Here is a 26,680-nt window from a genome sequence, read left to right as displayed (position 1 = left end):
ATTAAAGGGGCCAGACGATGATTGCGGAACGTTACGATAAAATTCTAAAGCTGTTAAAGAAGCGTCAGCGCCTTTCGGTCAATGAATTAGCTGACTTATTATTAGTTTCAAAATCGACGTTACGGCGTGATTTAGCACATTTAGAAGCTAATCAACAGGTTCGGCGGATTCATGGTGGGGTTGAATTAGTTAATGATCAACCAGCAGTGGCTGAGCCAACGTTATTAGAAAAGCAAGGGAATAATCGTGTAGCTAAGCAAGCCATTGCACAACAAGCTGTGAAGCTTTTGCAAGGTGGCGAAAATATCTATTTAGATGCTGGTACGACAACAGACGCAATGATTCCATTATTAGCAGATATTAGACCAAGCGTGACGGTTGTGACGAATTCTGTTAATCATGCTGCTAAATTAGCTGATTTGGGGATTGCTGTCTTGATGATTGGTGGACGCTTGAAGTTAACAACGAATGCAATTATTGGGACGGATGCTTTATCCCAAATTCAACAGTTGACCTTTGATGTGAGCTTTTTAGGAATTAATGGCGTGTCTTTACAGCAAGGGTATACCACACCTGATTTAGAAGAAGCTGCGATGAAACGACACGTGATGCAGCGAAGTCGCCAGGCGATTGTGTTAGCGGATACAAGTAAGTTTAAGCGAGATGACTTTAGTAAAGTTGCAGATTTATCGGCGGCAATGTTAATCACTAATCAGGCGACGAAGGGAATGCTTGATATTGATGAAATGGCTCGACAAACTGATTTAATAATTACGGAGGATGAACAATGATTTATACAGTAACTCTAAATCCGTCGATTGATTATATTGTCCAAGTGGACGATTTACAATTAGGCGAAACAAATCGTGCCAAAAGTACGACTTTCTTTCCTGGAGGGAAAGGCATTAATGTTAGTCGCTTGTTGAATCAACAAGGGATTCCTTCAACTATGTGGGGCTTCTTAGGTAATTTTACCGGCGATTTTATTCTAAAAAATTTAGAAAATGAAGCCATGCAAGCTGATTTCACGCCGGTCAGTGCACCGAGTCGCATTAATATCAAAATAAAAGCCGACCAAGAAACCGAAATCAACGGTGGTGGGCCAGAGATTACGGCCGCAGAATTAGCAGATTTTAAAGCCAAGTTTGAGCAATTAACTGATGCCGATGTGGTCATTCTTTCTGGTAGTATTCCCACTGGAGTTGCTCCAGAAATTTATCATGAGCTAATCGATCAAATTCAGGCCCACGGAGCTAATTTTGTCATTGATACGACAGGTGCAGCCTTAGCACAGGCACTACCTAAGCATCCATTATTGGTAAAACCAAATCGGGATGAAATTGCTGAATTGTACCAGACGCCAGTCGATTCATTAGCAACTTTAAAGGCGGCTGGACATCGCTTGCTCGCTGATGGAGCGCAAAATGCAATTATTTCGATGGCTGGGGATGGAGCTTTACTATTTACGCCTGCCGGAGATTATTTTGCACCAGCGATTAAAGGTCAAGTCGTTAATTCTGTCGGAGCTGGTGATTCGATGATTGCCGGATTCGTGGGAGAGTGGTTAAAGCAACGTGATGCGGTGGAAAGTTTTAAGCACGCTGTGGCTAGTGGTAGTGGAACGGCGTTTAGTGCCGACATCGCCAAAAAGGAAATGATTGAGAAAATGTTGACGCAAGTAGAAATCCAAGCCTTGGATTAGAGGAGTTCAATTATGCGAATTAATGATTTGTTATTAGCAGAAACAATGGTGATGGATTTAAAGGCGACGGATAAAACGGGTGCCTTTAAAGAAACGATCGATAAGTTGTATGATGCAGGTCGCATCACTGATCGAGATGAATTTTTAAAAGGTATTTTAGCTCGTGAAGAACAAACGACGACTGGCCTTGGTGACGGGATTGCGATTCCACACGCTAAGAACGCAGCGGTAAAGCGACCAACGATTGTCTTTGCCCGTTCAAAGCCAGGGGTTGATTACCAAGCTATGGATGGCAAACCAGTTCATTTGTTGTTCATGATTGCGGTTCCCGATACGGCGAGTGATACGCATTTGCAAGCGTTGGCGAGTCTATCACGTTATCTATTAAAGGATGGCTTTAGTGATGCCTTAATGGAAGCTCAAACGCCTGAAGACGTTCGCCAGTTATTTGCAGATGAAGGGGAAGCATTATCTGATGAAGATGCCACACAACAAACGGAGCTAGAATCTCCAGATGTACCACTGGTTGTTGCAGTAACCGCATGTACCACTGGGATTGCCCATACTTATATGGCTGAAGAGTCACTTAAGAAACAAGCAACTGAAATGGGTGTGCGGATTCGTGTTGAAACAAATGGGGCTAGTGGCGTTGGCAATCAATTAACCGATGCTGAAATTGCTGAAGCCAAAGGAGTCATTGTGGCCGCTGATAAGAAGGTGGCGATGGATCGTTTTGATGGCAAACACTTGGTTAACCAACCGGTTGCGGAAGGTATCCGTCATCCGGAAGAGTTGATTGATGAAGCTCTTGATGGATCTGCACCGGTTTACCATGCTAAAGATGGTAACGGTGGTGCAACGACCACAAGTTCAAGTCAAGAACATAGTGGTTCAATGACGGGAGCTTCAATTGGGAAAGCCTTTTACCGTCATCTGATGAGTGGTGTATCGAACATGCTACCATTCGTGATTGGTGGTGGAATTGCCATTGCGTTGGCCTTCTTAATTGACCAAACGATGGGGGTTCCCCACAGTCAATTAGCTAACTTAGGAACATATCATCCTGCTGCAGCTTTCTTTAAGCAAATTGGAGCGACTGCCTTTAACTTTATGTTGCCAGTTTTGGCTGGATATATTGCTTATTCAATTGCTGAAAAACCTGGATTAGTAGTTGGTTTCTTAGCAGGTGCTCTAGCTGCAAATGGCTTTAACATTAACAATGTTGGTTTGGATCCAAATAATATGCCGGTGCCATCAGGATTCTTGGGCGCATTAGTTGGTGGATTCGTTGCTGGTGGTGTCGTTTTGCTACTTAAGAAAGCTTTGGCTAAGCTTCCTAAGTCACTTGATGGGATTAAGTCAATTTTGTTCTACCCAGTCTTTGGAGTCTTGATTACTGGATTCTTGATGCTTTTGATTAACATCCCAATGTCAGCTATTAACACTGGTTTGAATAACTTCCTAGATAGCATGAATGGAACGAATGCAATCCTATTAGGGGCATTACTAGGTGGTATGATGGCAATCGATATGGGTGGCCCAATTAACAAGGCGGCTTATGTCTTTGCAACTGGTACATTAGCACAAACCGTTTCAACTGGTGGCTCAAGTGTGATGGCTTCAGTTATGGCTGGTGGAATGGTGCCACCTTTGGCAATCTTTGTGGCGACGATGCTCTTTAAGAATAAGTTTGGTAAGAAGAATCGTGAAGCTGGTATGACTAATATCGTCATGGGCTTGAGCTTTATTACTGAAGGAGCCATCCCATTTGCTGCTGCTGATCCAATTCGTTCAATTCCAAGTTTTGCGATTGGTGCTGCAGTGACTGGTGGTTTGGTTGGTATGTCAGGTATCAAATTACTTGCTCCGCATGGTGGTATCTTCGTGGTTGCTTTAACTAATTCACCATGGATGTACTTGTTGTACATCGCAATTGGTGCTTTGGCTTCCGGAATTATTTACGGGATTGTGAAGGTACCTGATGAAGATGCCGCAGCTTAATTAAACTAAAATAAAAACGACGTTCATTTGAACGTCGCTTTTTTGTTTCATGTGAAACTTTTTAAACTTTATGATGGAGAATCCGCATTGAGTTGAGAACAGCTAAGACTGTAACCCCAACATCAGAGAAGACGGCTTCCCACATGTTGGCCAAACCAAAGGCACCTAGTAATAGGAAAATGGTTTTAACTGCGAGGGCAAATACAATATTTTCAATCACAATGGTACGGGTATACTTTGCAATATTTTGAGTCGTTGGAATCCGACTAGGTTGATCATCCATAATCACCATGTCTGCTGCTTCAACGGCTGCATCTGAACCAAGACTACCCATGGCCATTCCAACATCAGCTTGAATTAAGACGGGGGCATCGTTAATCCCATCTCCAACGAAAGCAACTTTATTCGGTGCGGTACTTTGTTGTAATTTCTTAATTTCGGTCACTTTGTCAGCTGGTAATAGATTCGTGACGACTTGGTCTAGGCCTAGTTCTTTGGCCACACTTTGACCGACGCTTTGATTATCACCAGTTAACATGACAGTTTGAATCCCTTGTGCTTTAAGCGCTTGAATCGTCTTTTTGGCGTCTTGCTTAGGTTCATCGGCAACGACGATACTACCCCAGAAAGTTTGGTCGACGGCAACGAGAACTGTCGTACCAGTGGCATCAAGTTCAATTGCAGCTTGAGGGATGTCGACCATGGCTTTTTCATTACCAACGATAACTTGATGGCCATTAACAGTGGCACTAATACCATGACCAGATGTTTCATGACTATCAGTGACGGTAAACTGACTTAAATCATCAGGACAACTTTGGACAATTGAGCGGGCAATCGGATGGGTTGAATTTTGTTCAACGGCTGCTGCATAATCAAGCAAATCCTTTTGATTGACGCCAGCAACTGGTAGGAGCTTAGTAACAGTAAAACTACCCTGGGTTAAAGTACCCGTTTTGTCAAAGACAACCGTTTTAACGTCATTCAGTTCTTCAAGATAATTGCTTCCCTTAATCAAGACGCCGTTTTTAGACGTTGCACCTAATCCAGCAAAGAATGCGAGGGGAACCGAGAGGACAAGGGCACAGGGACATGAAATGACTAGGAAGACGAGGGCGCGTTGAATCCACATTGACCAGTCACCACCAAAGAAGATGGGTGGAATGATTCCCAATAAGGCAGCGATGCCGACCACGACAGGCGTGTAAATATGAGCAAATTTGGTAATGAACTTTTCAGTTTTAGCCTTATTTGAATCAGAATTTTCAACAAGATCAAGAATTTTTGCAACGGTAGAATCTGCGTAAGCATGTGTGACTTCAATTTGCAGTGTGCCATCTAGATTAATTGAGCCGCTGAGGACGTCTTCACCCGGCTGGGTATTGCGTGGTAGCGATTCACCCGTCAAAGCAGCTGTATTCAAAGTGGAAGTTCCTTGAATAACCACACCATCGACTGGAACTTTTTCGCCGGGCTTAATCATGAGTACATCGCCGACTTGTACTTTTTCAGGGGCAACTTGTTCATAATGATCATCTACTTTAAGATTTGCATATTCGGGTTTGATTGCAATCAAATCTTTGATTGAACGCTTTGAGCGGTCAACGGCTGTTTCTTCAATTAATTCGCCGATTTCAAAGAATAACATGACGGCAATCGCTTCAGGATATTGGCCTAAGATGAGTGCACCGATGGTGGCAATACTCATCAAGGTGTTTTCATCAAAGAAATCACCATGGGCGATATGCTTAATGGCATTTAAGAGGACAGGCCCTCCAGCTAGGAGATAGGCGATTAAATAAAATGTAATCTGCCATGCGTTATGTGGCAATAAATAAGCGACAATCCCAAAAACGACACTTGCAATCAGCACTAGGATTTGTTGCTTTTGCGTTGCACTTAGTCTTAGTGATGTTCCTTTCTTAGTCATAGTTCACCTCGTTTGATTTATATATTATCTTTTGTTCATATGTAAATATTATCATGTGTTTTAGTGCTTTACAAGGGATAAAAGCCTGATATTATGCTAATTATTAGTTAGTGTGTTAAGATATAGAGGATAAAAACACGAGGGGAATGTGTAATGGCAGATGAGGTTCAATTAATTAATCCAGAAGAGTTAGAGGCTGCGCATGATATTTTTAAATTGCTCAGTAATCCAACCCGTTTGCAAATTTTATATATCCTAGAGCAAAAAGCTTTAAATGTCAGTGAAATTGTTGAGTTATTGGATGGGGAACAGTCAGCAATTTCTCATCAGTTAGCGCTATTACGAGAAGGTCATCTGATTAAGATGGAACGTGTGGGTAAGTCAATTTATTATGCCTTGGATGATCCACACGTCTTGGATATCATCAATGAGACCCTTGAACATGCGAGTCACATTAATAAAGGACAGCCTTGGCAACAAAAATAGGATAAAAAAAGGGACTTCGCTTAGCGAAGTCCCTTTTATATTTCTATCTAATCTATTATAGAAGCTTTTTTAAATTTTATAAGCGTTCAAGAAGCGATTAATACGATCGGTTGGATGATTGAAAAATTCATCAGGAGTACCATCAAAGCCAATCGCGCCATCTTCTAAGAAGAGCATTCGATCAGCAGCATTTTTCGCAAATTCCATATTATGAGTCACAATAATGAGTGATTCATGTTCATTTGCTAGCTGCTTAAGAATACGTAAGATTTGTGCTTCAATTTCTGGGTCAAGAGCTGAAGTTGGTTCATCCAACAACAAATAATCCGGATGCATAGCTAAAGCGCGCGCAATCGCAATTCTTTGCGTTTGACCACCAGACAATTGATAGGGGTAACGTTTAGCCGTATCAGCCAAACCAACTTCTTCAAGCAGTTTTGTGGCTTCTTTGCGTGCATCAGCCTTTGATTGTTTCAAAACATGCACTGGGGCTTCAATAATATTGCCAAGAACAGTTAAATGGTCAAACATCCGTGGTTGTTGAAAGACCATGCCAGTTTTACGTCGAACCCATAGCAAGGTTGACTTATCGATGGGTTCATTAAAGTTAATGGTTTGATCATCAATAGTGTAAGTACCGGTTTCAGGCTCTTCTAATAAGTTTAATGATCGCAATAAGGTTGATTTACCAGAGCCAGAGGGCCCAACAATGACGGTCGTTTCGTTGGGGTTAAAGGTCACATTGATGTCTTTAAGGGCTTGATGTTCGGTATAGGTCTTATTAACATTTTCTAGTTTTAACATAATGCGTCCTTTCTTATTTAACAAAGCGATCAGCCCAACGTTGGATGTAACGTTGTGGGATTGAAAGAATTGTGACGAAAATGGCATAAAGCGCAGCTACCAATAGGTACATCTGTAATGGCTCGAACGTTGCAGCAGCCAATTGCTGTGAAAGATAGAACATTTCAACAATCGTCACAGTTGAAGCTAATGAAGTATCCTTGATGAGGGAAATAAATGAATTAGCCAAGGTTGGAATTGAAATTCGAGCTGCTTGTGGCAAAATAATGCGCACAAAGGTTTGGCGATCGGTCATACCAAGTGCAGCAGCAGCTTCTCGTTGCGTATCTGGGATCGACGATATTGCGGCTCGAATAGCTTCACTGGCATAAGCACCAGTGTTAAGTGAAAGAACAGCGACCGCAGCTAGCCAAGCGGAAGGTTGGAGCCAAGCGATGCCTAATTTAGGAAGACCATAGAAGACCACAAAGAGCTGTACTAGCATTGGTGTTGAACGAAACGCCCAAACGTAAACACCTAGCACAGCATCTAAAAGACGCCAAGGCAGGCGCTTAAGGCCGGTTGTTTGAGGATGATAGGAACGTAAGACACCCACTAATCCTGCCAGTACTAAAGCGATGGCAAAGGAAATGAGGGCGAGGGGGATGGTATATTTTAAACCGGCCACAATTAATTGGGGGGCATATGTTTTAATAAAATCTAACATGATGTTGTCCTTTCAAAATTCACTAAGCAAAAGAAAAAGCGCCTAAGATCCTAAATTGGTCCTAGCGCGCTTAATACGTTCTATCGAATGGTTCACCAAAACGACCTAACGCATAACGCGCGTTAGGCAGATGCAGTTTAATGTTTGTGTGTAAGTATGTTGCATCTGTTCGGTCCTCCAACTGCTTTGTATATGTCTTTAATTATATTTAACTTACTAACAAAAAGCAAGAAACCGCCCGGATTTGGTCTAAATAAAATTATTAACTTTTTATTAGTACTCAAAAAACTTGATACGGCAGGCTATCTCCCATCAAGGGATGGACGATAGCTTAAAAAAGCGTTTGACAGTTTAAAAAAACATCGTTATGCTGTGGGCATAATCAAAAGGGAAAAGAGAAATCATCATGATCATGTTAAGCAAACGATGTTGGCTTTCTGAATAAATTTATTGAATTTGTATAGTTGTAATCAAAAATTAATAAAGGATCGGAATTAATCATGAATAAACTAATTAAAACAACTGTTGCTGTTGCTGCTACTGGTGTCTTGGGCTTAGGTTTGTATACTAATACGGCCTCAGCGGATTCTTATAAGTCACAATTAAAGCATAAGGGTGAACTAACGATTGGGTTGGAAGGAACTTACGCTCCATTCTCATATAAGGATAAGTCTGGTAAGTTAGTTGGTTATGATGTTGAAGTAGCCAAAGCAGTTGCCAAGGAAATGGGCCTTAAGCCAGTTTTCGTGCAAACAAAATTTGATTCATTGGTTTCAGGATTGGATTCAAACAAGTATGACGTTGTCTACAATGATATGGGTAAAACCAAGCAACGTGAGAAGCACTACGCCTTTGGTGGTGACTATTTGAAGTCTCAAGCAGTGATTATCGTTAAAAAGGATTCAGATATTCATAAGGTTAGCCAATTAAAGGGTAAGAAGGCGGCTCAAACAACTTCATCAAACTATGGACAAGCAGCCTTAAAGGCGAAGGCAAATATCGTAAGTGCGCCTGGATTTGCTGAATCGCTTGATTTGGTGAACTCTGGTAAGGCTGATGCAACCTTGAACGCTGAAGATGCCTGGGGTGTGTATAAGAAGCAACATCCAAAGACCGATTTGAAGGCAATCCCAACGAAGGATTTGGATAGTTCAAATGCGGCCCCAATGCTAAACAAGGATGACAAGCAATTGGCAAAGCGCATCACGAAGGCACAAGACAAGCTTAAGAAGGATGGTACTTTGACGAAGCTTTCTAAGAAGTACTTTGACAAGGACTTAAGTGGTAGTAAGTCAGTGAAGAAAGATCACGATGACAAGAAATAATCAATACTAAAATATTTAAAGGTCATTTGTTCAACAAATGACCTTTTTATTTTGAAGCGGGGCAAGCATGTCGGCTTCCCTAACTGGGGCTTGTCTGTAAACGCTATCAAGGTGCATAATTTGAGAGATATAAGTTTTTGAAATGAGGAAAATACGGTGAAACAATTTTTGAAATTGGTTGAAATCCAATCATTAGTCGCCAGTGCCCTACCATTATTGTTGGGTTATTTATGGACATTAAATGAATATCATCAATTTAATGGGATGAATGCGGTCATGTTTGCCTTAGTTGCTTTTGCACTACAGATGGGCGTTAATGTTTGGAATAATTTGCAGGACTATCGTTCAGCTAAGAGTGAAGAATGGAAACAAGGTGTTAATAACATTGTTGGTGCTGCTGGCTATACGCAAAAGCAAGTTTGGGTGGTTTTGCTAAGCTTAGTCGCTTTTGCGGGAGTCATCGGTTTATGGCTGGTAACTAGAACGGGTTGGCCCCTCTTAGTGATGGGCTTGATTGGTTTCTTAGTGGCATATTGGTATGCTGGAACGCCGTTGCCCTTATCACGGACGCCATTTGGTGAATTGGCCTCAGGCTTAACGATGGGATATTTGATTTTCCTAGCTGCTGTTTATGTGAATGTAGCGCCATTACTTAATTGGACGTTGGTCTGGCATGCTATGTTAGCTTCGGCGATTGCATGGTTTGCGATTGCGGATATTATGTTGGCTAACAATATTGGTGACTATGAGGAAGATTTGGCTGAAGGTCGGCACACACTTGTGGCTCATTTAGGAAAGCCACGGGCTTTAAAGCTGTTTGGTTACGTCTACGCTGCTGGTTATCTCGTATTGTTAGTGGCGGTGGTACTAAATATTTTGCCTTGGCCTGCTTTATTAGCTCTGATTTCGATTCCAGTGGTTTACAAAAATGTGCAGCGTTTCCAAGCTGATCCACAAAAGAAAAACTTCCCCTTGGCTATCAAAAATGTGGTGGCAATTTCCGTTACTTTGGGAATTGGTTTGATTATTGCATTATTTGTATAGTAGAATTGATTTTTTCGTATTCAAAAATATTATTAACATCAGAAGAGGAGACGATTTATGGAACGTCTGAAACAATCAAAATTGTTATTCTGGACGCTTGAAGTATTGGCAATTGTCGTATTGATTTGGGTTTTGTCGCAGTTACAGTTTTTATTACAACCCATTGGACAGTTTATTGGGGCCGTTTTTGTCCCATTGTTGCTATCAGGATTCTTGTATTATTTGATGAATCCATTGGTCAAATTACTTAACAAGGTAAAGCTTGGTAAATTTCAACTCAGCCGTGGCTTGAGTGTGGCGATTGTGATGATTTTATTCTTAGCAATTATTGCATTAGCGGCTTTGATGTTTATTCCTAGTTTGGTGCAACAACTCACTAAGATTGTGGCTAGCTTGCCAAGTACGATTACTGCGTTACAACATTGGTTAAATAGCCTTAATGATCATGAGATGATTCAACGCTTGAGCCAGGAAATTGATTTTGGAAAAATTCAACGCCAAGTTCAAAAGCATGCTGGTAAGTTTGTCATGGGCACTGCTAACAGTGTTGGTTCATTAGTAGGTACGTTAACCACAGTGGTTGTTACTGCCATTACGGTACCCGTGATGACGATTTATATGCTGTTGGATGGTAATAAGCTTTCTCCATTCTTGCAAAAGTTCTTTGCTCCTAAGAATAAAGAAAAAGTGGCAGATATTTTGCAACGTCTAGATAAAACCATCTCAAACTATATCAGTGGGCAAGCCATCGAAATGTTGTTTGTGGGAGTTTTTACCACTATTGGTTATTTCTTAATTGGTCAAGAGTATGCCCTTTTGTTGGGAGTAGTCGCTGGGTTAACTAATATGATTCCATACGTTGGGCCATATATTGGTTATATACCTGCTGCGATTGTTGCCTTGATGCAAGGTGGCTTAAAGCAATTTATCTTTGTCACAATTATTGTGTTGGTTGTTCAACAAATCGATAGTAATGTCATTTATCCAAAAATTATTGGAAATACATTGCAAATTCATCCACTAACAATTTTGGTCTTGTTGTTAGCAGCTGGAAATATTGCTGGTATTCCAGGGATGATTCTAGCTGTGCCAGCATACGCGATTGTACGGACTTTGGTTGTGTATGCTTGGCAACTCTGGAAGGTGCATAAATCTGATTCAGCGAATGAAACAGCAAAAACGGTTAATGAATAAATTCATGGTAAAAAGAGACGGATTCCGTCTTTTTTTATTGAAAAAAATTGTAAGTAAAGTTGTTTGTTAAAAATTTATCAAAGATACAAATGCTGTTTGGTTAATGTATTGCAAAATAATGTGAGTAATTTATAATGAATAACTAACTAGTACGCCATAAGCGTAAAAAAATGGAATAGAGAAAGTGAGGCTTAAGTTATGTCTACTCAAAATGACGGTCCGTCGCAAGGATTTGAACGCGGACTATCTGGACGACATGTTGAGATGATCGCCTTAGGTGGAACAATCGGAACTGGATTGTTCTTAGGAGCTGGAAAGTCAATCAGTGCGGCTGGACCTTCAATCCTATTAATTTATATCATTACAGGCTTGTTTATGTTCTGGATGATGCGAGCCTTAGGTGAATTATTACTAACGGATACAGACCAACCAACTTTTGTTGGTTTTATTGAGAAATATTTAGGATTACGAACTGGTTTTGTGATTGGCTGGACCTATTGGTTGGGCTGGGTCACGATTGCCATGGCTGAACTAACCGCGATTGGAACTTATATGAAATTCTGGTTCCCAACCATTCCGGTTTGGATCTGGGCATTAGGTTTCTTAGTGGTCTTGTACTTAATTAATATTATTGCGGTGGGTGCCTTTGGTGAAACCGAATATTGGTTCTCAATGATTAAAATTATTGCCATTCTAGCCATGATTCTAACTGGATTTATTATGGTGGTAATGCACACCAAGACGTCTGCTGGTGTGGCAAGCCTTTCAAATCTTTGGAAATATGGATTTGTTGCCCATCATGGACATCAAATTTTGTCAGCGTTCCAAATGGTCTTCTTTGCTTTCCTAGGAATTGAATTCGTTGGAATTACAGCGGCTGAAGCCAAGGATCCTAACAAGGTCATTCCGAAAGCGATTAATTCTATTATCGTGCGGATCTTGATTTTCTATATCGGTGCTTTGATTGCCATTATGAGTATCCAACCTTGGACGAATTACTCAGCAGCACAATCACCATTCGTGCAAGTCTTCTCAGGAATTGGAATCACAGCAGCAGCTGGAATTATTAATTTCGTTGTGTTGACAGCAGCTGCTTCATCTTTGAACAGTGCCTTGTTTACTACCGGTCGGATGTTGTATTCACTAACACCAGAGACATCACGTTTCCATAAGTTGAATAAGAGTAAGTTACCATTTAATGGTATTACGATTTCAACGTTATTGATTGGATTTGCAGCGTTGATTAATTATGTTTCACCAGATGGCGCATTTGAAATTATTACATCAGTTGCCTCTGCAGCGTTCGTTGTTATTTATGCTGTGTTGGTCGTATCGCACTTAGTTTTCCGTAAGAGTGACGATTACGCTAATGGTGAGAAGAAGTTTAAGATGCCTGGGGCACCTTACACTGATTACTTGACGATTGCGTTCTTAATTGGAATTTACATTATCTTGTTGATTACGAAGGAAACACAATTGACGGCGGTATTGGCATTAGTCTGGTTTGCAATTATGACTGTCATTAGTCTACGCTTACCTAAAAAATTATAAGTAAAGTAAATCAGTCGGAATCGACTGATTTTTTTTATGCCAATGTATAAACGGAGTCTGGTTTAGTGGTAGAATGGCTAGTAAACAATTTTTGTGGGGGAAAGCAGGATGGCCGAAAGATTTATTGATCGTAACTACCAACGTTCATATGCAAAAGTCGATGATATTCAGACAAAGTGGTTGGATATTCCATATATGGCGGGAAACCGACATCAATTAGATATTTATTTACCAAACCAAACGGCTACAACTTATCCAGTCATTATTGATATTTTTGGTGGCGGTCTTTATTTTGGTGATAAAAGCTCACATAAGTTAGAACCAGCTTTACGCTTATTACGTCAAGATGGGTTTGCAGTTGTCAGTATGGATTATTCATTATTGCATGATGCGCCTTTCCCAACGCAGATTTATGAAGTTAAAGCGGTGATCCGTTACATCCGGGCGAATGCTGAAAAATATCATTTGAACCCTAATCAGATTGCTTTGATGGGTGAGTCTTCAGGGGCTCAATTAGCCGTGACAACTGCAGCAACGCATGGTGTAAACGCAATGGAAAAGCTCGACTTTGGTCAATATCCAGATGTCTCTGAAGATGTGCAAGCCGTGATTGCGATGTATGGCCCATATGAATTTGATAAATTCAAGGAACAGTTTGCCGAATCAGGCGTGCAATCAAAGTATCCAGAAACGGGGACAGCAATTTCTTTCCAAGGGCAATTATTTGGACAACGAGCCCCTAAAGATGTACCAGAACTAGTTGAGGCGGTAAATCCGGTCACTTATTTTTCACCTGATTTACCACCAATGCTTGCGATGGTGGGCCGAGCAGATCCTGTAGTACCATATCAACAAACGGTAAATATGATGGCAGCTGCGCGTGACCAAATTGGGGCCGATAAAACACCATATTATATTATTGAAGATGGCGTGCATGGTCCTGATGATTATATGGGTGAACACTTAACTCAAGTAAAAGCAGATTTCTTAAAGAAATGGTTAGAGGTATAACATGTTTAATTCAGCACGAGGAACCTTTTTAAGGGCTTCTCCACGACAGCTTTTATATTCATTATTGATTGATATCTTAATGTATATGTTGTTTAGTACCATGTTTAAACCCATGGATGCAACAACAAAATGGATGTATATTATTTTCTTCCCAGGTTTGGACTTCTTTTCATTGGTGGTGAGCTTTTATCACTATGTTAAGGATTATCTAGATGGCCAAAACAATGGGTAAATGTTTCATGTGAAACAAAGGAGTTAGGAATGAAGGAGTGGGTTAACAAACTCAAAAACTTTGCTAACAAGTGGAATCTCCCTCAGTTAGCGATTTATTGGCAGCGTGGTAATGCGACAATGGTTGGTCCAACAATTGCTTATTATACGATTGTGTCATTGGTACCCTTGATTATGACGATTGGGTCAGTGGTTAGTCTGCTTGGCGTTGACAAAGGTCAAATTCATGAAACGATGAAATTGCAAATGCCAACTGGCGTCGCAAATATTGTGATTCCAATTGTTGATTCAGTTTTAAGTGGAGGTGTTGGTACCCTTTCACTTTCAGTAATTGTAGCGATTTGGAGTGCAAGTAGTATTTTGTCGACAATTCGTAAAGCGTTCAATGCGATTTATGGTTCTAATGCAGAAGAGAATGGCATATTAACACGGATTATGAGCTTTCTATGGATGCTGGTTTTGCTATTAGCCTCAATTGCTGTGATTGCGATGAATTCGATTTTACCAACGGTGGTTAAAATGCTACCATCAATTTCAGGATTGGACATTTTGAAGAAGATTGCGTCACAAAGTGGCATCTATACTTTTATTGCGTTGGTTATTTTATTGTCATTGTTTAATTACGTGATTCCAGCAGAAAAAATGCATTGGAAACCAGTGGTTTTAGGATCGTTAATTGAAATTGCGCTAATTTTCATATTAAATTCACTATTTGGTATTTATACATCACATGCGTTAAAGAATGTTAGTTTTTATCAATCTTTGAGTTCATTGTTAGTCTTGTTGATATATCTTAATGTGATTGCGGTGATTATGGTGATTGCTCAGATTATGATTGCATGGATTACATCCTTGCTTGAAGATCGTGACTTTATTAATAAATAAAAAAACGTCTTTGGTTTTACAACCAAAGGCGCTTTTTGTTATTCATTTTTGTTCTGCTTTTTTTCTTGCCATTGCTGATCGAAATCATTTAAGATTTGACGAACTTCATCAGTAGACTTTGTTTCCATAAGTGCAATTCGTAAGTCAGAGGCATATGAAAAGCCACGGACATAAATCTTGAAGAAACGCTTGAGTTTTTGGAAATTAGTAGGTCCGAATTGAGCATCAAACTCATCATGTAAATCTAATTGCATCCGCAAAAGATTTAATGAATCATCTAGTGTATGTTCAACAGGGGTGTCTTCAAAAGCAAAGGGGCTTTCAAAAATTCCACGACCAATCATAATCCCATCAATGCCAGGGTGTGCTTTGGCTAATTCTAATCCTTGTTGACGATCTTTAATATCACCATTGATTTGGATTAAGGTATCAGGAGCAATTTCGTCACGCATTTTTAGAATTTCATCGATAAATTCAAAGTGCGCTGGTACTTTTGACATTTCCTTTCGTGTGCGGAGATGAATTGTGAGCACTTGGATATCTTGCTTAAGTAAGAATGGAATCCATTCACGGAAAGTATCAAGTTTATTGAAACCAAGGCGGGTTTTAACTGAAATAGGTAGGCCAGCTGTCTTGGCCGCTGCAATTAATTCAGCAGCCCGGTCAGGGTCTTTAATTAAGCCAGAGCCCCCACCGTTTTTAATGACAGTAGAATCAGGGCACCCCATGTTGATATCAACGGCTTCAAAACCGCGCGCTTTACAATCAGCAACGCCGAGTTCGAAGTCAATTGGGCGATCACCCCAGAGTTGGGCAATGGGTGTCTGTTCTTCAGGAACAAAAAATAGGCGGCCTTGAACAGTGAATTTAGCTTTAGGATGTGAAATACTACGAGCGTTGGTGAATTCAGTATAGAATGCATCGGGCGCCGCGGCTTTTGCGACAACGCGCCGGAAAACGGTATCAGTGACCGCTTCCATGGGGGCGAGAGTAAAGAAAGGAAGCTTATCTAATCCTTCTACGGCCGGATGCTGTTGTGCAGCATCGACAATATTCTGCCAAAATGCAGATTTTGCTTGTACCATGAGAGAATCCTTTCAAATATTTTATTTAAATTACTAAAAGTAATTGGTTCTATAACAACAAGTACTAATATAACTTACTGAAAAGGGATGTCAATAGACGGACAATTTTATAAAAAATGGTGAAAAAGTTAAATGAGATTATGATTAGAATATTGACACCAATAATTAATTTGTTTAGAATAAGCATTAAATAAGAGGGGGAAAGTTCAATGCAAAAGACAATGATGACACTTGAATCATTTAAAAACTTTACTTTTTTTGGTAAGTATTCCGAAAACTAGGTAAAGTTTCTTTATGTAGGGTTTCGGTGATCAATCCCGAAACTTTACAGCATTGGATTACTCGTGGGGTATGATAGCGTCGGTTAAAGTGTGATGGGTTTGGTCATTAATCCATCGCACTTTTTTTATGATTTTTGAGGAGAAAGATATGCAGTTATTGAAACGGATATTTAAAAAAGAGACGCTGTCAAATTATATGCAGAGTGACCAACATTTTGCGAAAACGTTGGGTGCAAAAGATTTATTGGGCTTAGGAATTGGTGCTGTGATTGGAACTGGTATCTTTATTTTACCTGGGACAGTTGCTGCAACGACTGCTGGGCCAGGGGTCGTCATTAGTTTTATTTTGGCAGCTTTGATTTCAGGGTTAGTTGCCATGGCTTATTCGGAAATGGCTTCGGCTTTACCGGTTGCCGGATCAGCGTATTCCTATGGAAATATTATTTTTGGTGAAATTATTGGTTGGATTTTAGGCTGGGCCCTAATTTTGGAATATTTTTTGGCGGTCGCTGCCGTTGCAACGGGTTGGTCTGCTTATTTTGCTAATTTAGTGCGCCCAATCTTCAAGATGCCCCAAGCGTTAGCTGGTTCATTTAATCCTGGTCAAGGAACGTATGTTGATTTAGTAGCAGTATTAATTGTACTATGTTTGGCCGTTCTATTATCTGGTGGGATGAAGGAATCAAAGCGTTTCCAAAATGTCATGGTGTTAGTAAAAATTGGTATTATAATCCTATTCGTTGTCGTTGGTTTCTTTTATATTAAAGCTAATAATTATCAACCCTTTATTCCAGCCCGTGCACATGGTGCGTACGGTATAAAAGGTATTTTAACAGGGACGGCGATGGTATTCTTCGCTTTCTTAGGCTTTGACGCTTTATCATCTTCAGCGGCCGAGGTAAAAAATCCTAAAAAGAATATGCCAATTGGCATTTTTGGAACGTTAGCGATTGCAGCCTTATTGTATGCTGCTGTGGCTTTTGTGTTAACGGGGATGATGAATTATCGTGATCTTAACGTTGCGGATCCAGTTGCATTAGCCTTGCAAAAGGTTGGCCAAAACGGGGTGGCCCTAATTATTACAATAGGGGCACTAATCGGTATGTTTACGATGATGTATACCATGCTCTATGCTTCATCGCGCTTAGTCTATGCGATTGGTCGTGATGGCCTATTACCTGGTAAATTAGGTCAATTGAACCAAAAAGAAGAACCACGACGTGCGTTGGTGGTCGCAACAGTGATTGTGGCCTTGTTTGCTGGATTTGTACCATTGGATCGCTTGGTTGATTTGGTTAATATGGGGACATTGTTAGCCTTTATGGTTGTGTCGCTTGGGATTATCCCATTACGGAAACGTAAGGATTTGAATCATGATGGTTATAAGATGCCATGGTATCCCATTTTGCCATTGGTGGCAGCTGGCTTTTCTTTCTTTTTGATGACCCAATTACGATTAGATACATTGGTAGCGGCAGCAATTTGGTTTGTCATTGGATTAATCATCTACTTTACTTATGGGATGCGTCATTCGAAACTAAATTCAAATTAATATGATGGCTATAAAAACGCTTTGTTTTAAGGCCTGAGTTAGTCGAAAAATCTTCGGTATGTTGCCACAGATTTTTCGGCTTTTTAGCTAATGAAATTGTAGCTTGTATTTGAATTGTTGATTGTTCAATTAGGCGAAGAATATGTTGATAGTATTTACTAGTTTAATTTAGCGCTACTTTTAGTAGCTAACCGTATAGGCAACAATATTTTGATGCCATCATGATTTAGTGACGGCGTAACCATTTTTCAATTTGATTAATCGTCCATCCTGCCCCTAGTAACTGCATAATTTTCCTATAATACCGTCTGCCATATTTGGCAGACAATCGTAAAGCAATTCCCATTGGTACAATCTCCTCTTATTTCATACTGTCGATACTAATGGCGTCCGCGAAGTTTCTTTTCGATCCAATTTACAGAGTAGCCTTGACCAATCCAACGCATAATGCGCCTGTAGTTTCTCATTCCATATTTAGCAGCTAAACGTAAAGCGATACTCATAAATAAAAATCTCCTTTAATTTACAAACAAGTTTTGAATGAATAACTAGCGGCCAACTAGTGTATAGAGATTACAATCATGTCCGGCATTCTTGTAAAAGAAGTGTGAAGAATTCGTATTAAAAGTGGATATCCCTCTTAATAATGCAATTATATAAGCTTGATTTATTTCGAGAACTATTGACTTTTAAAAATCAAAATAAACCCTGTTGTTATCAGAAAAATTAATTTTTAAGAAATAAAAATATTATAGTAAACAGCAATTTAAATTTGAAAAAAGACTTAAAATAAAAAATTCGGCAGGAATTTATAAAAACAGGAATTAACTTGATTAAAGTACGGATATTGGTATACTACAAGAGTATTTTTGTTGCTTTGTTCGTTTACATAAATGGAGGAGATAGAAAGGTGAGAAACTTTAAATACTAGCTGTTTTGCAAATTGTAAGCATCCGATATTGATGGATCTATTGTATTTGCTATATGCATTCATGTTTTTATGTCGAAGAATGTCTTTTTAGTAGATGAGATTAAAGAAAAGCAGGAAAAATTAATCATGGCGAATTTTGATACCAATAATCAAAAATGGAAACCAAGTTACCGAGTAGTTTATTATTTAAATTTAATCACTTTACTGATTGATGGCAGTATATTAGGTGTTTTGATTGCGATTTTAAATGTATTTAATATAAATGGGTGGTTCCAAATGATGGTTCTGATATTTTTTGTGGCAGGCTACATTTTTGAAGCATTTTTAAATCAGAATTATTATCAAACCGCTCAAATTAAGGAATTAGCAAAGAAGCAGTCTTTTGAGTTAACGCGAGGAAGATTCATTAGCAAGAAAACTTATATCCCTTTTGACAAAATCTATGGTGTCTCTGAAAAAACAAATATTATTCAAAATTTGTTTCATATCTATGATTTAGAAATTCAAACAGCAGCAAAACAGTATGTGTTTCATGGATTAATACGGGAAGATTTGGAAAGAATCATTAATAATTATTATTTGTTGGAAGAAAATGTATGAAAAAAAGACAGTCAGCATTATATTTTGTTATAAAACTAAAGGAGTTAATACAGGATGCAATTATATTAATTCCCATAGTACATTTGTTAAATGCTTGGTTGCATAAGGGTATCATTGTATTCAGCGTGGTTATTGCTTTTTTCAGTTTTAAAATTTTATCGGCTTTGCTAGAATACTGGAATACAACTTACGCTACTCACGATGGGAACTTAACCATAAGTTATGGTAAGTTAGAAAAGCATATTCTAGAAATTAGTCAACAAAAAGGAATTTTAAATTATAGAAAAGAGCAGGATTGGCTGCAAAGGGTTTTAAAGGTAACGGGTATTACAATCTTTTTTAAAAATGGTGAAGAACAAAAAGAAATTAGTTTTTTAGCTTGCTATGATAGTAATCTCCAAGAAATAGAGCAGGGGTTACCAAAAAACACACAAAATTTGGATAGTAGTGGTGATCGTTCTATTCCTGAGGTTAAAATCACACCTAAGAAGATGATTCTAACTGGCCTTTTTTCCGCAAACTATATTTTATTAGTACCTTTTTTATTAGATTTAAATGAATTTAGAGAGGCCCTTAGCAAGTATCTAAGTATTAGTTTGCATATCGACAACATTTTAATTATTTTAATAGTGTTGATGGTACCGGTGTTTACCATCGTTGTTCAGTATTTGAAGTTCTCTCAATTTAATATAATGGATTATTCAAATGAGTTTGTGGTACGCAATGGCTTTATAAATACTGATGAAAATATAATTTTAAAACATGATATTGCTGGCATCCAAATTGATCGAAATATTGGATTGCGTATTTTAGGTTTATGTACGGTATCCGCCATTTTGAATGATGAATCCGAGGGTGAAAATAGTACTAAAAACTATATTTTTCCACTGGTTTCTAATAAGGGAAAAATGAAACTGATTGAAAAATATTTACCAGAATACAAATTTGTTGATGTAGATGTCACACAACAATGGTCGACAACAAAACTTGTCTTGATGATCATTTATTTGATGTTGTGCATTTTTCTCTTGTGTATAGTATATAGTTTGTTTGGATTCATTCCAGTAATTATCCTGATGACATTGATACCTGTCTTTGCTAAACCGATGTTAACAACGATTCGTTTTAATCAAAAACAAAATTTCTTTGAGATAGTAGAAGGCATTGTTAATAAAAAAACATATTATATTCCTCAAGATTTTGTGGGAGTACAAAGTAAGACATCAATGATGAATGTAATGAAATTACGCAGCTTATCGACGGATCGTAATCCGACGAATAAGTTTACGGAAATAGAATGATGGTTATGTTGGTCCGGTTGGGAGCTAATTTTATGATGTTAAGTAAAAGCCTTCATAAATTTTAGACTTGTGAAGGGCACCGGGACAATATATTTTTAATGGTGTTGCTTAGAAAGTTGAGATAATTTTCAGTTGGATTCTTTAGAAAATATAGAAGCCCATCAGTTAGTTTGTTCTAGCTGATGGATTTTTAGTTAAGACATTTATAGTTGATTAGACATAAAGACAACAATTGGTGTAACAAAAGAGCATATGTCGGCCAGAGTTACTGACGGTATGTTATGATAATAATTAATTTATATATACACGTTTACTGAAAGGGAACTTCAACTATGCGACAAACTTTAGTTAAGATTGTATTCTTTATTGATATTTTGAATACAATTTTATTTATGGGTGGCTTTATGGCAAATACGTTTTACAATACTGTACGTGAAATTTCGTGGTTAGATATTTATACATTAGACAGTTTTATGGGCGTAATGTACTGGGCAATCATAGCTATGCTAGTCATCACGGGTGCAGTGTTATCAGTTTTCATCTTGGTAACCAATAAAATGACGAATCAAGAACGAACTGGTTTAGTGGTTAGTTTAGTAGGGTATGGTGCGCTTGTTTTGTTTGTATTTTTCTTGATTGTTCCTGCAACCTTAATGCTCCTTGCAGCAATTTTTATTCGAGTGACTTTATTAGATAAAGGCTAAAAGGCTTACTTGTATGGTAAGTGATAAGCTCCCCTAATTTGGACAGAGACGTGCAATTTAGGGGAGCTTTTTTGAGTATCGATGCGGGGGTTTCATAAAAAAAGGCAACTACAGTCCTGTTGCATCCAGGGCGATAGTTGCCGATAAAGTTAGTTAAAAATTTGTTGTGCCATAATTTCTGCGTCACGCAGATTCTTATCATTAACGTTGGGCCGTGGCGCAAAGGAAGTAAACCAATTCCAATTTTCCGTGGGCGTACCATGGATGAAGAGGTTTTTAACTAATTGACCATTAGCATCAATCGCTTGTAAGGTTTTACGATCATTGTAAGCAGCATCAATCGTGAACGTGGTACCGTCTGCTTTATTAAGCTGTACATCAGTTAATAAGCCGTTATCCTTTAAGTCGTGCATGACCGAGTCGGCTGTATGGGCGACAGTAATCGCTGGAAGACGGGCGTCAACTAATTGTCGGCTTTCAAAACGATGCTTTTGACTATCTGTAGCCACAAAGCCTTCGGTTGTTGTTTGTACCTTGATTCCAGGGGCAGCGATGGTCACAATTCCCGCCTTAATTAAAGCTTGCAATTGTTCAATTCGCAAAACTGGTGGACCGATATTTAAGAGCCGATTAATTGGATTAAATTGTTTGAGGAACTTTTCATATTCGTCAGGCGTTAAGTAATCCTGATTGAGATATTCACGTAAGCGTCCTCGTAAATCTTTTAATAGCTCAAAGGCGCCGGCAAAAGGAGCCAAGTCGTTACCCTTGCGTGCGTCAGTAATATCTACTTGTAGCATGTCCGTGATAAACTTTTGATAGTCAGGGTGTTCACCAGCAACTGGATTTAAAATCGCGTCCCAGTTGATGATTTGTTCTTCAGGAATGCCAAACGCACGCGCAGTGGCATTCAAATCTTGGCTATTTTGTAGACTCGTTAAGAAATCTGCACGGTCAAAGGGCCAAGTGATGGCTGTATCACTCATCAAATTAAAGTAATACTTGTAAGTCATTTCTTTTTGGAACAAATCATAAAAATCGTCATAACTAATATGACCATCAATCATACGGGCTTGAATCTTTTCAGGTGTGAAAAAGAGTGCTTGATATGATTCGGCTTGGGCCTTTTGATTATAGGCTTTTGAACGTGGTAGAGTACCGCTACGAGAGCCAGCGATGAGATGAGGCTCTTGTCCAGAAGGTTGGTAAGTCAGTGTATCATCAGCGGACCGAACAAACTGCCCACCCCGACCGATGGTTAACTCAGCTAAGTAATCAAAAAAGCTTAAGCCTAAACCACGGATAATCACATTTTGGTTGCCTTTGATTTCGGCAAGAGGTGCATCACTCGGGTGCATTGGTGGTAGGTAGACTAACTGATGGGTCTTAGCATGTTGTTTAAACTGTTTTTCTTCATCAGTCGGATCAACGTTGGTATAACCAGGGGTGTAAACGACGACGTCAGCGGTTTGTGTTGAACCATCCGCAAAAGTGATGCTAAAAGTTTCATCAGCTTGTGGGTGCACGTGCGTGACGTATTGTTGCTTAAACTGCAGTTGCGTATTATCTGGTAAATGCTTTTGAAGCGTTTCAAAATAATAATTAGCGTATAAACCAAATAATGCTCTTGAAGCGAAGTGGTTTGGGTTTAAAATCGCTATTTCAGCACGAAAGGCCTGTTCATTTTTAAAATGATGCGTTGTTAGATAATCGCTTGCATCAGTGTGGGCCCATTCGTAAAAATTAGGACCAGTTAAACCAGAAACTTGTTTTTTGACGGAATCGTCTGTAAATAATGTTAATTGTTGACTAATCGTGTTTGCCATGAAACGGGGATTTTGATCCGGGTTCCAAACAGCACCACCAATTGGATATGCATCGGCAATGGTAATGTCATGTAATCCTGCGGTAGCCTTTGCATATGCGATTAGACGTTCAACTAGCACTAAATTGCGCGGACCAGCGCCGATTAATACAATCTTCATTACATTACTAACCTTCCTGTTGTGATTTTAGGAATTCATCGAGATTTTCAGGACGATAGATACCAATATCCTTGACGTAAATATCACCAGAACGTTTGAGGCCTTCATTTTGAAGCAAGCCTGTTTTGGGATAGCCAAAGGTGACGGTTGCATCAGCACGAATTGCTGAGCCCAAAATTTCACCAGTTGTGGCATTTAAACCAGAAGGGACGTCGACAGAAATGACGGGAATGTTTGCGGCGTTAACCCGCTTAATAATTTCACCTAGTTTAACAGGCACGGGCTTAGACAAACCAATCCCGAAGAGGGCATCAATAATGACGCTATAATGTTTGAAATCATGGACGCGATGTTTGGGTTCAATTCCGTAATTGCGTGCAATTTTTAATTGAGTGGCAGTATTAGGAGTAGCGCGCTTTTCATCTCCTAAAATGAGCAAATCGACATTAACTGCTTTTTGACTGAGTAAACGGGAAATGACAATGCCGTCACCACCGTTATTACTAAGTCCTGCAATGACGAGAACTTTTGACAGATCATATTTACCTGAGGCCAGCACTTCAATTACTGATTGGGCTGTGCGCTCCATCAATACCAAGGCAGGCATCCCAATTGTATCGACCGTATAACGATCTAATAGTTGCATTTCTTGTGCGGTTACAGCTTCAACCATGAAATGTAACCTCCTTTATTTTTAATTCAATCAAACCTATTATAAACGGAATGGGGGTTCCTAACAAATCAATTATCTGATTGGTGCTGTGCGTGTTACAATGTGTATTGGCAAAAAAATGATGGAGGTGCTAACATGGCTGAAAAAATTCCGCAGGATATGCAAGAAGTGAATGACCAAGTAACCTTAATGCAAGCACGTGGGTTTGATGTAACACCGGAAGACGTGATTCAAGAAGCATTGAAATTAGGTTTTCAATCAATTGTCGATGACCGTTTAGACGGAAATTACGACACAGTGCGTTGGGATGCTGATTTAAATGCTTTGCAATTGGTTGGGTTTGATGATGAGCTAGAAGGTGAAACCAAACCTGCAGAGGGAGAACCTAGTTTCGTAGAACAGTTTAAAGAGAATCCTAGTCGCTTGTGGTTCAAGCTTGATAACGAAGCTGGACGAATTATTGGTCGATAAGTTGGCCCACGTTGCGGTTAGATTTTAAGGTTCATTAACTTTATACATGATATAAACTAAATATTGTTTTTTATTATTGGAGGTATTTTATGGAAAAGGCTCGGATTTACTTAGCCGAATTTATTGGAACGTTGATGCTGGTTGCAATTGGAACTGGTGTTGTTGTATTTGTTGGCACGCAAGCTGGCCCACTACCAGTTGCTTTGGCCTTTGGTCTTGGTGCTATGGCAGCCATTTACGCTATCGGTGGTGTGTCTGGTGGTCATTTGAATCCAGCGGTATCATTGGCCATGGCGATTAATAATCGCTTAGGTTGGCTTGATTTCTTAGGCTATGTTGTTGCCCAAGTGCTTGGAGCAGTAGCTGGTTCAGCTGTTGTGGCTGGTTTCTTTGCTGCTTTTGGTGCCAAGAAAGAAGCGATTCAACAAATTGGTTTTGGTCAAACAACTTTCCAACAACCAGTTAGCTTCTTAGGGGCAACATTGATTGAATTCTTGTTGACCTTTATGTTGGTCTTGGTTGTTATGATGGTAACTTCAAAGAAGTATGCTGCTGGCAATCTAACGCCAATTGTCGTTGGATTCACTTTGGTTGCTTTGATTTTACTTGGTATTTCAGCAACCGGTGCTTCACTTAATCCTGCTCGTTCATTTGGACCCGCTTTGATGATGCTTATCTACGGTTCATCAACTGCCATGTCACAAATCGGGGTTTACCTACTTGGACCACTTGCTGGGGCTGCATTGGCGGCCTTAGTGGCTAAGTTCCTAGGTTCGGAAGAGGCGTAATGCTTTTAATAGTTCAAACGGTTTGCCGTTTGGACTTTTTTTGTGGAAATCAGTTATAATGATGAAAATAGTTTAGCAATTATGTACAAGGGGGATGGTATGTCTAAATTTGTTAAATGGTTGATTGGTATTATTGTTGCAGCAATCATCGTTGTCGGTGGTGTCGCTTGGTATGGTAATTCTGATCAACATAAAGATTCAAAAACAGAGTCAAGTCATCAAGTGAAGCATAGTAAGCATCATGAAAAGTCATCACAATCAAAATCAAGTGAGACAACTAGTGAGGCGTCAACGGATGATGAGTCATCAAATATTCAAAAGTCTGCTTCAAGTGACAATGCATCAGCTACGGGGGATAGTCAGAGCAGTGATGCTACGAATGCTAGTCAAGGACAAGCAACCCAAACAGAACAACAAAGTAATGGTTCACAAAATCAAGCAGCTACATCAAACAATCGTGGTAACCGTAATCCACAAGGTGCGGTAACGTCTGATCCAAATACGTATGTAACGTCAGAAGGACAAGCGACGTCAGCGGTTGCGGGCTATATTCGGACCAATCAAGGTTTTGATCCAAATCGTTTCAATTTGAGTGCCCATCCAGCTGATAATGGACAGGGTTACACGGTTAATGTTTCATCAAGCCAAGTTAATGGTGTATTGGGCGTTTATCATGTTGATCCATATGGTAACGTTTCACGAGTACAGTAAAAAAACGGGATGATAGATAATCATCCCGTTTTTTATTGTCATTTTTTATACGACTTTAATCGCATCTAAAATCATATTTTCAATTTTTTCCAGGGGATAAGTGTCGCGCGTGTATTGATGATTTTGAATATTGAGACCGTGTTGATGGGCAATGTGAAACACAGTTGCTAACATTAAATTAATTGGGACGGGTTTTAAATAACCTTGTTCAATCCCTTCGTTTAGGAGTGACGTGATTTTTGTTTGACGCTCGGCTACTGATGGTTCAATGGTATCAATTGATTTAATTGCTTCGATGAGGGTTAAACTATCTGGATTAGTGACGGCATAGTGGCAAACAGCATGTACATATGCTTCGATTCGCGTGTTTAAAGCATGTTCAGAAGTGAGTACACTTGCAAAATCATCAAATTGGTCAATCCGGTTTAATTCTCGTTCATATAGGTTAGTTAATAATGTTTGCTTATTTTCAAAGTAGGCATAGACGTTGGATTGGGCGATGCCCACGTTTTTGGCAATTTTAATGGTTGATAAATTAGTGACACCTTGCGTTAAGATAATTTGTGCTGCGGCATCTAAAATTTTTTGTGCTTTTGAGTCATCTTTCTTTTTCATGCCTTTAGTATAAGTGAACCCCGGAGTCATTGCAATTGTTGACAAAGATAGGACTATCTCTTATAATTTAGCTTGTTTAAAGATAATCCTATCTTTTATAAGGAAGCAGGCGT

26 protein-coding genes are annotated in these 26,680 nt (G+C 39.3%); 18 read left to right on the top strand and 8 right to left on the bottom strand.

Features of this window, described 5'->3' with window-relative positions; translation table 11 throughout:
* Positions 1-17: 17 nt before the first annotated feature.
* From JOC36_RS02330 to JOC36_RS02320, 3 genes are read left to right on the top strand one after another with little or no spacing between them, the layout of a single operon-like run.
* Positions 18-791, top strand: a complete 774-nt coding sequence (locus tag JOC36_RS02330) for a DeoR/GlpR family DNA-binding transcription regulator (RefSeq protein ID WP_205144883.1) — start codon at positions 18-20, stop codon at positions 789-791.
* Positions 788-1,702: a 1-phosphofructokinase gene (gene pfkB, locus JOC36_RS02325; protein WP_205144882.1), complete on the top strand. Its 915-nt coding sequence runs from the start codon at positions 788-790 to the stop codon at positions 1,700-1,702. The genes JOC36_RS02330 and pfkB overlap by 4 nt, the downstream gene beginning before the upstream one ends.
* Positions 1,703-1,714: 12 nt before the next feature.
* Positions 1,715-3,703 carry a PTS fructose transporter subunit IIABC gene (locus tag JOC36_RS02320; protein ID WP_205144881.1) on the top strand — a complete coding sequence of 663 codons (1,989 nt, stop codon included), beginning with the start codon at positions 1,715-1,717 and terminating at the stop codon, positions 3,701-3,703.
* A 61-nt stretch (positions 3,704-3,764) separates the two neighbouring features.
* On the opposite strand, the gene JOC36_RS02315 is transcribed toward JOC36_RS02320, so the two are convergent.
* Positions 3,765-5,633, bottom strand: coding sequence for a heavy metal translocating P-type ATPase (locus JOC36_RS02315; RefSeq protein ID WP_205144880.1), 1,869 nt, complete (start codon positions 5,631-5,633; stop codon positions 3,765-3,767).
* 153 nt (positions 5,634-5,786) lie between these two features.
* Here JOC36_RS02315 and JOC36_RS02310 point away from each other — a divergent pair, with 153 nt between their 5' ends.
* Entirely contained in the window at positions 5,787-6,119 is a 333-nt protein-coding gene (locus tag JOC36_RS02310; RefSeq protein ID WP_205144879.1) for an ArsR/SmtB family transcription factor, read from the top strand.
* A gap of 69 nt (positions 6,120-6,188) precedes the next feature.
* Here JOC36_RS02310 and JOC36_RS02305 read toward each other — a convergent pair whose 3' ends face one another.
* Both JOC36_RS02305 and JOC36_RS02300 read right to left on the bottom strand, forming a co-directional pair.
* Complete coding sequence (locus tag JOC36_RS02305; RefSeq protein ID WP_205144878.1) at positions 6,189-7,010, bottom strand: amino acid ABC transporter ATP-binding protein; 822 nt, start codon at positions 7,008-7,010, stop codon at positions 6,189-6,191.
* Positions 6,937-7,629: an amino acid ABC transporter permease gene (locus tag JOC36_RS02300; protein WP_205144877.1), complete on the bottom strand. Its 693-nt coding sequence runs from the start codon at positions 7,627-7,629 to the stop codon at positions 6,937-6,939. Before JOC36_RS02300 ends, JOC36_RS02305 begins: the two co-directional genes overlap by 74 nt.
* 500 nt (positions 7,630-8,129) lie before the next feature.
* Between JOC36_RS02300 and JOC36_RS02295 the strand changes: the two genes are divergently transcribed.
* The 7 genes from JOC36_RS02295 (at position 8,130) to JOC36_RS02265 (ending at position 14,870) form a co-directional block, all read left to right on the top strand.
* Entirely contained in the window at positions 8,130-8,954 is an 825-nt protein-coding gene (locus JOC36_RS02295; protein ID WP_205144876.1) for a transporter substrate-binding domain-containing protein, read from the top strand.
* A 156-nt stretch (positions 8,955-9,110) separates the two neighbouring features.
* On the top strand, positions 9,111-9,998 hold the full coding sequence (locus JOC36_RS02290) for a UbiA family prenyltransferase (RefSeq protein ID WP_205144875.1): 888 nt from the start codon (positions 9,111-9,113) through the stop codon (positions 9,996-9,998).
* A 57-nt stretch (positions 9,999-10,055) separates the two neighbouring features.
* The gene (locus tag JOC36_RS02285; RefSeq protein ID WP_205144874.1) at positions 10,056-11,192 is read left to right on the top strand and encodes an AI-2E family transporter; all 1,137 of its coding nucleotides are present in this window, start codon (positions 10,056-10,058) and stop codon (positions 11,190-11,192) included.
* Between the two features lie 198 nt (positions 11,193-11,390).
* Complete coding sequence (locus JOC36_RS02280; protein WP_205144873.1) at positions 11,391-12,743, top strand: amino acid permease; 1,353 nt, start codon at positions 11,391-11,393, stop codon at positions 12,741-12,743.
* Between the two features lie 108 nt (positions 12,744-12,851).
* Complete coding sequence (locus tag JOC36_RS02275) at positions 12,852-13,754, top strand: alpha/beta hydrolase (protein ID WP_205144872.1); 903 nt, start codon at positions 12,852-12,854, stop codon at positions 13,752-13,754.
* A gap of 1 nt (position 13,755) precedes the next feature.
* Positions 13,756-13,986, top strand: coding sequence for a hypothetical protein (locus JOC36_RS02270; protein ID WP_205144871.1), 231 nt, complete (start codon positions 13,756-13,758; stop codon positions 13,984-13,986).
* A 29-nt stretch (positions 13,987-14,015) separates the two neighbouring features.
* Positions 14,016-14,870: a YihY/virulence factor BrkB family protein gene (locus tag JOC36_RS02265; RefSeq protein ID WP_205144870.1), complete on the top strand. Its 855-nt coding sequence runs from the start codon at positions 14,016-14,018 to the stop codon at positions 14,868-14,870.
* Between the two features lie 38 nt (positions 14,871-14,908).
* Here JOC36_RS02265 and JOC36_RS02260 read toward each other — a convergent pair whose 3' ends face one another.
* Positions 14,909-15,955, bottom strand: coding sequence for a tRNA dihydrouridine synthase (locus JOC36_RS02260; RefSeq protein WP_205144869.1), 1,047 nt, complete (start codon positions 15,953-15,955; stop codon positions 14,909-14,911).
* 429 nt (positions 15,956-16,384) lie between these two features.
* On the opposite strand from JOC36_RS02260, the gene JOC36_RS02255 reads away from it, so the two are divergent.
* Positions 16,385-17,788, top strand: coding sequence for an APC family permease (locus JOC36_RS02255; RefSeq protein WP_205144868.1), 1,404 nt, complete (start codon positions 16,385-16,387; stop codon positions 17,786-17,788).
* A 226-nt stretch (positions 17,789-18,014) separates the two neighbouring features.
* Here JOC36_RS02255 and JOC36_RS02250 read toward each other — a convergent pair whose 3' ends face one another.
* On the bottom strand, positions 18,015-18,134 hold the full coding sequence (locus JOC36_RS02250) for an enterocin L50 family leaderless bacteriocin (RefSeq protein WP_205144867.1): 120 nt from the start codon (positions 18,132-18,134) through the stop codon (positions 18,015-18,017).
* Positions 18,135-18,788: 654 nt separating this feature from the next.
* Between JOC36_RS02250 and JOC36_RS02245 the strand changes: the two genes are divergently transcribed.
* The 3 genes from JOC36_RS02245 (at position 18,789) to JOC36_RS02235 (ending at position 21,324) form a co-directional block, all read left to right on the top strand.
* Entirely contained in the window at positions 18,789-19,319 is a 531-nt protein-coding gene (locus tag JOC36_RS02245; RefSeq protein WP_205144866.1) for a PH domain-containing protein, read from the top strand.
* Positions 19,316-20,620 (top strand): PH domain-containing protein, encoded by a 1,305-nt coding sequence (locus JOC36_RS02240; RefSeq protein ID WP_205144865.1) that lies wholly within the window; start codon positions 19,316-19,318, stop codon positions 20,618-20,620. Before JOC36_RS02245 ends, JOC36_RS02240 begins: the two co-directional genes overlap by 4 nt.
* A gap of 332 nt (positions 20,621-20,952) precedes the next feature.
* Positions 20,953-21,324: a hypothetical protein gene (locus JOC36_RS02235; RefSeq protein WP_205144864.1), complete on the top strand. Its 372-nt coding sequence runs from the start codon at positions 20,953-20,955 to the stop codon at positions 21,322-21,324.
* Between the two features lie 149 nt (positions 21,325-21,473).
* Here the strand turns inward: JOC36_RS02235 and JOC36_RS02230 are convergent, their stop codons facing one another.
* Positions 21,474-23,309: an FAD/NAD(P)-binding protein gene (locus JOC36_RS02230; RefSeq protein WP_205144863.1), complete on the bottom strand. Its 1,836-nt coding sequence runs from the start codon at positions 23,307-23,309 to the stop codon at positions 21,474-21,476.
* Positions 23,310-23,316: 7 nt separating this feature from the next.
* The gene (locus JOC36_RS02225; protein WP_205144862.1) at positions 23,317-23,982 is read right to left on the bottom strand and encodes an NAD(P)H-hydrate epimerase; all 666 of its coding nucleotides are present in this window, start codon (positions 23,980-23,982) and stop codon (positions 23,317-23,319) included.
* 135 nt (positions 23,983-24,117) lie between these two features.
* On the opposite strand from JOC36_RS02225, the gene JOC36_RS02220 reads away from it, so the two are divergent.
* The 3 genes from JOC36_RS02220 to JOC36_RS02210 all read left to right on the top strand — a co-directional run bounded on the left by JOC36_RS02220 (position 24,118) and on the right by JOC36_RS02210 (position 25,952).
* Complete coding sequence (locus tag JOC36_RS02220; RefSeq protein ID WP_205144861.1) at positions 24,118-24,453, top strand: hypothetical protein; 336 nt, start codon at positions 24,118-24,120, stop codon at positions 24,451-24,453.
* Positions 24,454-24,542: 89 nt separating this feature from the next.
* The gene (locus JOC36_RS02215; protein ID WP_205144860.1) at positions 24,543-25,241 is read left to right on the top strand and encodes an MIP/aquaporin family protein; all 699 of its coding nucleotides are present in this window, start codon (positions 24,543-24,545) and stop codon (positions 25,239-25,241) included.
* A gap of 42 nt (positions 25,242-25,283) precedes the next feature.
* Positions 25,284-25,952, top strand: a complete 669-nt coding sequence (locus JOC36_RS02210) for a hypothetical protein (protein ID WP_205144859.1) — start codon at positions 25,284-25,286, stop codon at positions 25,950-25,952.
* A gap of 45 nt (positions 25,953-25,997) precedes the next feature.
* Here the strand turns inward: JOC36_RS02210 and JOC36_RS02205 are convergent, their stop codons facing one another.
* Entirely contained in the window at positions 25,998-26,567 is a 570-nt protein-coding gene (locus tag JOC36_RS02205) for a TetR/AcrR family transcriptional regulator (RefSeq protein WP_205144858.1), read from the bottom strand.
* Positions 26,568-26,680 lie beyond the last annotated feature (113 nt).

Origin of the sequence: Weissella uvarum (assembly GCF_016908785.1) — a bacterium.
Taxonomy (GTDB): Bacteria; Bacillota; Bacilli; order Lactobacillales; family Lactobacillaceae; genus Weissella; species Weissella uvarum.
This window is presented reverse-complemented; position numbering and strand designations above follow the sequence as displayed.